Source organism: Streptomyces sp. LS1784 (assembly GCF_020103755.1).
Taxonomy (GTDB): Bacteria; Actinomycetota; Actinomycetes; order Streptomycetales; family Streptomycetaceae; genus Kitasatospora.
On the sequence record NZ_JAHSQD010000543.1, the window covers coordinates 1 to 5,530 of the forward strand.

The 5,530-nt window shown below is 70.1% G+C and carries 5 protein-coding genes; 3 read left to right on the top strand and 2 right to left on the bottom strand.

Features of this window, described 5'->3' with window-relative positions:
* The first annotated feature begins 764 nt into the window (after positions 1-764).
* The 3 genes from KS423_RS37165 (at position 765) to KS423_RS37175 (ending at position 4,240) form a co-directional block, all read left to right on the top strand.
* The gene (locus KS423_RS37165; protein ID WP_224284153.1) at positions 765-1,487 is read left to right on the top strand and encodes an ABC transporter ATP-binding protein; all 723 of its coding nucleotides are present in this window, start codon (positions 765-767) and stop codon (positions 1,485-1,487) included.
* On the top strand, positions 1,484-3,817 hold the full coding sequence (locus tag KS423_RS37170) for an FtsX-like permease family protein (protein WP_224284154.1): 2,334 nt from the start codon (positions 1,484-1,486) through the stop codon (positions 3,815-3,817). Before KS423_RS37165 ends, KS423_RS37170 begins: the two co-directional genes overlap by 4 nt.
* 108 nt (positions 3,818-3,925) lie before the next feature.
* Positions 3,926-4,240: a hypothetical protein gene (locus tag KS423_RS37175; RefSeq protein WP_224284155.1), complete on the top strand. Its 315-nt coding sequence runs from the start codon at positions 3,926-3,928 to the stop codon at positions 4,238-4,240.
* Positions 4,241-4,486: 246 nt separating this feature from the next.
* On the opposite strand, the gene KS423_RS37180 is transcribed toward KS423_RS37175, so the two are convergent.
* Positions 4,487-4,759 (bottom strand): hypothetical protein, encoded by a 273-nt coding sequence (locus KS423_RS37180; protein ID WP_224284156.1) that lies wholly within the window; start codon positions 4,757-4,759, stop codon positions 4,487-4,489.
* Positions 4,760-4,860: 101 nt separating this feature from the next.
* Positions 4,861-5,292: a hypothetical protein gene (locus KS423_RS37185; RefSeq protein WP_224284157.1), complete on the bottom strand. Its 432-nt coding sequence runs from the start codon at positions 5,290-5,292 to the stop codon at positions 4,861-4,863.
* Positions 5,293-5,530 lie beyond the last annotated feature (238 nt).

Below are 5,530 nucleotides of genomic sequence, written 5' to 3' on the forward strand. Positions count from 1 at the left end.
TCCGCGTCGGTCAAACCGCCGCCCTGTGCATACCTCACAGCACACGACTACCGGGATCGGCCCTCCACCGGCAGGCGAACGCTACGGCTTCACCCATCCGAGCGACATCACGAATTCAACTTCAGTAATCCGATGTGAATTTCCCGTCACCACTTTTCCACAGGCAGTCCTGGGCATGCTCTCGCCATGACCCGAAAGGCACCCCAACAGGCAACCTGCCCACTCCACAACAAGTACACGGCACGCAATCCAGGAGCCTGCCCCATCACCCAACAGAGCACAATTCAGGACCACCTCCGCGCGCTACTCGACCGCGAAGCCGGCCAACCCCTCGACCTCACCCGCCGCCGGCCCCTCGACCGACCCACCCTCCAAACCATCCGCTCCCTCGCCCACCGAATAGACCCGCACCCCCGCACGCTGCGCCGCCACGCCAGGGGCAGTCGCCGGCCCGCCGGAGCGCACGTGCGCGCCGTGGTCGACCCCGGGTCCGAGATGAGTTCTGCCCGGACCGGATCACCGTGAGAGAGGCCCAAGAGGCCCGCCGCGCCGGCCGAGCGCGACCCCCAGCCAGCCGGCCGCACCCGCCGCCACCAGGGCCGCGGATCCAGCCCGTCTCCGATCCCCACACCCTGCCAGCTTCCCAGCTCACGCCGTGATCCACAGGGGGTGCCGCCCCCGTACATCCCCGGTACTACGGCCCCGGACGGTTACACCCGGGGTGGGACGCCCGGCCGGGGCCGCTGCTCCTACCGTCGTCGACCATGAGCAACGACCACGACGGGACGACCCGGCCGGACGACGCGCAGGTCGTCGTCGAGCTGTCCGGGGTGCACAAGGAGTTCGGCGACGCCAAGGCGCTTGACGGCGTCGACCTGCGGATCCGCGCCGGCGAGGCGGTCGCCGTGATGGGCCCCTCGGGGTGCGGCAAGTCCACCCTGCTGAACATGGTGGCCGGGCTGGACCGGCCCACCGCCGGCACCGTGCGGGTGCAGGGGCAGGACCTCGGGCAGCTGAACGAGAACGGGCTGGCCCTCTTCCGCCGCCGCCACATCGGCATGATCTTCCAGTTCTTCAACCTGATCGACGACCTCCCGGCCCTCGACAACGTTGCCCTGGCCGCCCAGCTGACCGGCACCACCGCCCGCCAGGCGCGCCGCCGGGCCCTGGAGCTGCCGGACGAACTCGGCGTCGCCCACCGCAAGGACGTGTACCCGGCCTCGCTCAGCGGCGGCGAGCGCCAGCGGGTCGCGGTGGCCCGCGCCCTGATGAACCGCCCGGCGCTGCTGCTCGCGGACGAGCCGACCGGCGCGCTGGACAGCCGCTCGGGCGAGCAGGTGATGGACCTGCTGATCGACCTCAACCAGATGGGCCAGACCCTGCTGATGGTCACGCACGACCCACGCCTGGCCGAGCGGTGCGCCAGCCGGCTGATCGAGGTCGAGGACGGCCGGATCGCCCACGAGCGCACTATGGCGCACGCATGAGCGCCGTGTGGAGGGTCGCCCGCGCCGCCGTGGCGCGCCGCCGGCTCCAGACGGTCATCATCGGCTTCGTCGTCCTGCTCTCCACCGCCACACTGGTGGTCGCGATGGGACTGATGGACGCGGCCTCGTCGCCGTTCGACCGCGTCTTCGACAGGCAGCACGGGGCCCATGTCGCCGCGACCTATGACAAGGCCGTGGTGACCGACGCGCAGCTCAGGCAGACCGTGGACCGGCCTGGCGTTATGGCTGGTGCCGGCCCCTTCGAGCAGGCCACCCTGACCGTTCCGCCGCGCCAGTCCAAGAACCCGGTCCCGCCGGGCGCCCTCACCGTGGTGGGCCGGCCCGGTCCGGACAGCGCGGTGGACAACCTGAACCTGTGGGCGGGGCGCTGGGCCGCCGCGCCCGGCGAGATCGTCGTCAACCTGAAGCCCTACCCGGGCATGGCCAAGGTCATGGAGGGCCGGAAGGTCCCGAGCACCACGGGCGAGAGCTTCACCGTCGTCGGCTACGCGTACAGCGTGAGCCAGACCGCCGGCGCCTGGGTGACGCCCGAGCAGGCCAAGGCGCTGCATCCGGCCGCCACCCAGATGCTCTACCGCTTCGACTCCGCGCAGACCGGCGCCGACATCGACGCCGATGTCGCCGCGGTCACGGCGGGGCTGCCGCAGAAGGCGCTGGCCGGCTCGCAGTCCTACCTCACCGTCAAGCAGGCCGTCGCCGCGGGGCCGGGCACCTATGTGCCTTTCCTGATGGTCTTCGGCATCCTCGGCGTCATCGTCGCCGTGCTGATCGTCGCCAATGTGGTCAGCGGCGCGGTGGTCTCCGGGCTGCGGCACATCGGGGTCCTCAAGTCGCTCGGGTTCACGCCGTGGCAGGTGGTGTCCGTCTATCTGCTGATGATGTCGCTCCCGGCGGTCATCGGCTGCGTCCTGGGCATCGTCGGTGGTCACTTCGCCACCGATCCGCTGCTGGACATCGCGTTCCAGGGCAGCGGCATGGACCGGCAGAGCATCGGCGTCGCCCCCTGGGTGGACGTCGTGGCGCTGGTCACGATGCCCCTGCTGGTCATCCTGGCCGCACTGGTGCCGGCGCTGAGGGCGAAGCGCCTGTCCGCCTCCCAGGCGATCAGCGCGGGCAGCGCCCCGGAGCCCGGGCGCGCGCTGGCCGTCCAGCGCTGGCTCTCCGGCACCCGGCTGCCGCGCGCGGTCAGTCTGGGCCTGGGCCTGCCGTTCGCCCGGCCCGGCCGCACCGCGCTGACGCTGGCGGCCATCATCCTCGGGGTGACCACCACGACGTTCGCGACCGGTATGACCGACAGTGTCACCCAGTACGGGGACGCCGTGCTCCGCACCGGGGCCTACCAGGTCCAGGTGGGCTCGGTCGATCCGCGGGAGGGGACTCCGACGAAGCTGAGCGACGCGCAGATCGAGTCGCTGCTGCACTCCCAGCCCGGCACCCAGCACCTGACCCTCGACGCGATGGCCCCCATCACCGTCGTCGGGAACCGGCAGGTCGCCTTCGGTGACTTCTTCCGGGGGGACTATTCGACGCTCGGCTTCCAGGGCGAGCTCGCCGAGGGGCGCTGGCTGAACGGCCCCGGGGAGGCCGTCCTCTCGTCGGGCTACCTGCACAAGCTCGGTCTGGCCGTCGGTGACCGCATCACGCTCGAGGTGGCCGGCAAGCAGGCCACGGTCACCGTGGTCGGCACCGTGATGGGCGTGCTCCAGGACGCGCTCTACTCCGAGCTGAAGTCCATCGAGCCGGTGTCGGCGAACAACCTGACCATGTTCCGGAACCAGTACCTCGTCCAGCTCGCCGAGGGCACCGACGCCGCGGCCTACATGAACGCCGTCCAGGCGGCCGACCCGGGGCTCACGGCGACGGAGGGCACCGACACGTTCGCGTACCCGACGGTCGTCAGCAGCCTGTCCACGGTCCTGACCCTGGTACTGGGCATCGTGGCGGCACTCGGGGTCTTCAACACCGTCGTACTGAACGCCCGGGAGCGCCGGCGCAACCTGGGTATGCTGAAGTCGATCGGCATGACGCCACGTCAGGTCGTCGTGATGATGGTGACCTCCATGGCGGCGCTGGGGCTGGTCGGCGGGCTGGTCGGCATCCCGCTGGGAATCCTGGCCCACCGCGTGATCGTGCCGCTGACCACCAGTGCGGCGCAGATCGACATCCCCGAGCGGCTCATGAACGTCTGGCATGCGCCCGGGATCGCCCTGCTCTGCCTCGCCGGCGTGGTGATCGCGGTGCTCGGCGCCTACCTCCCGGCCCGTGCCACGGCACGGCTCACTATTGCGGAGGCCCTGCGCAACGAGTGACGAGCCGCGCGCCCGGTAACGGACGCGGCGCAGTGTGGACGTCGGCGGCCCCCAACGGTCGCCGGCGTCCGCTTCCGCGTTCACCCAGACGACAAGGGCGGAGTCGGCGTGGCGCCGATGCCTCCGGTCGACAACCCAGAACTTGCCCTCATCCTGGCCGGCGTGCCGGATTCCCTCGTACAGACCGGTGGCGACCTGTACGCGGTGATCATCAACGTAGCGGTCAACGCGTGGATGGCTGGCCACATCCACGGTGAGGACGGATGTGACGGGTGTGAGGGCAGCCGCGGACCCTTCGGTCATGACTGGAATGACCGGATGAAGCAGATCACGGCGCTGTCCCCTGACATCACCGAGTGGTTCGACCGGGACCAGTGGAATGCTGCGCTCCACGACAGCGGCTTCAGCGTTCAGCGGCGCTGACTACGAATCGGGAGAAGGGCTCGGCGTTGCCGGCCAGTGTGGTCCGCAGCCGGCCGGGGCCCAGACGGGCCCCGGTACCCCACGCCGCGGGCCGCCAGCACCAGCCGCAGCGGTCTTGTCACCGGTACGAGCGACGACCTACCGGTCCGGGCCCGGACTGGCGCAGCGCCAGGCCGGCCGGAACAGCACGGAGGGGCGCGCTTCCGGGGGCGCTCCAGCGTGGATACGCCCCCGGCTTGTCTCCCGCTAGGCCTTCATCGCGGCCAACGTGCGGGCGCTCTCGTCCAGTTCGCGGACACGAGCGTTGCCGGTGTGGGGCCGGATCCCGGCCATCATCTGGTGGAAGTGGTCGTCGGCCCGAGCCGACGACAAGGTCTCGTAGTCGTCCAGGAAGTCATGCCACGTTGCGGTCGCCCGTTCGACGTGCCCGACCTCCAACTGCCGCTGCGCCAGGACACCGTTGGCGTGCGCTCGCCCCTGCTTCTCCGTCGGGGGGCGCAGCCGCTGGGACTGCTGCATGGCCGTGATCGACCCCGGCACGTCCCCGAGGGCGTACAGGACGCTGGAGCCGGGGAGGGAGACGCGACCCGTCAGACGTAAGCCGTCATCGGACGCGAGCGTCAGGAGGTCACGATCTTGGTCTTCGAGCAGTGGGACGTGACGCCGCCCTTCGTCAGGCAGGCCCACATGATGTACTGATGGCCCTCAGGCAGGTTGCCGCTCTTCCACGCGGTGTAAGGCGAATTGTGGCCGGAGGTGCTGACCACACGTTCGGGGATGCTGCCGTCGGGCGCGCTCAGATGGGCGACGACGCCATATCCGTCGGCGGTGGCGTCGAAGGCGCCGAGGGTGTCTCCCGTCACGCCACAGCCGGGGTTCGCACTCCACTGGGCGCCGCCGGCCCACTTGCCGGCGTCGTTGTAGACATCGGCGGACGGGTACGTGCAGATCTCGTCCGTCGCGGCGGAAGCCGAGCCGGATGTCGCGGTGGCGAGGCCCCCGGCCATCACGAGACTGGTCAGCGCGACGCCTGCCTTACGAGCAATACGCATGACTACCCCCTGAACACCGCCAGGATTTCCGGCGGCGGCACTCAGTATGGAATACGGGGGCGGATCAGAGCAATGATCTTTCTGACGGTGGATCAGAGCCGGACGGGCCCTCTAGGCCGTGTCCTGCCGATCAGTTGAGTCGTTGATACGACTATGGGGAGTAGGGGTGATCTGACTGACAGTCAATGGGAGCGGCTCCGGCCGCTGCTGCCGGTGAGCAACGGGCGTTGTGGCAGGT

What these genes read in the sequence shown, in the direction of transcription:
- KS423_RS37165 (WP_224284153.1), top strand. Translation starts at nt 765, where the DNA reads ATGAGCAACGACCACGACGGGACGACCCGGCCGGACGACGCGCAGGTC.
- KS423_RS37170 (WP_224284154.1), top strand. Translation starts at nt 1,484, where the DNA reads ATGAGCGCCGTGTGGAGGGTCGCCCGCGCCGCCGTGGCGCGCCGCCGG.
- KS423_RS37180 (WP_224284156.1), bottom strand. Translation starts at nt 4,759, where the DNA reads ATGCAGCAGTCCCAGCGGCTGCGCCCCCCGACGGAGAAGCAGGGGCGA.
- KS423_RS37185 (WP_224284157.1), bottom strand. Translation starts at nt 5,292, where the DNA reads ATGCGTATTGCTCGTAAGGCAGGCGTCGCGCTGACCAGTCTCGTGATG.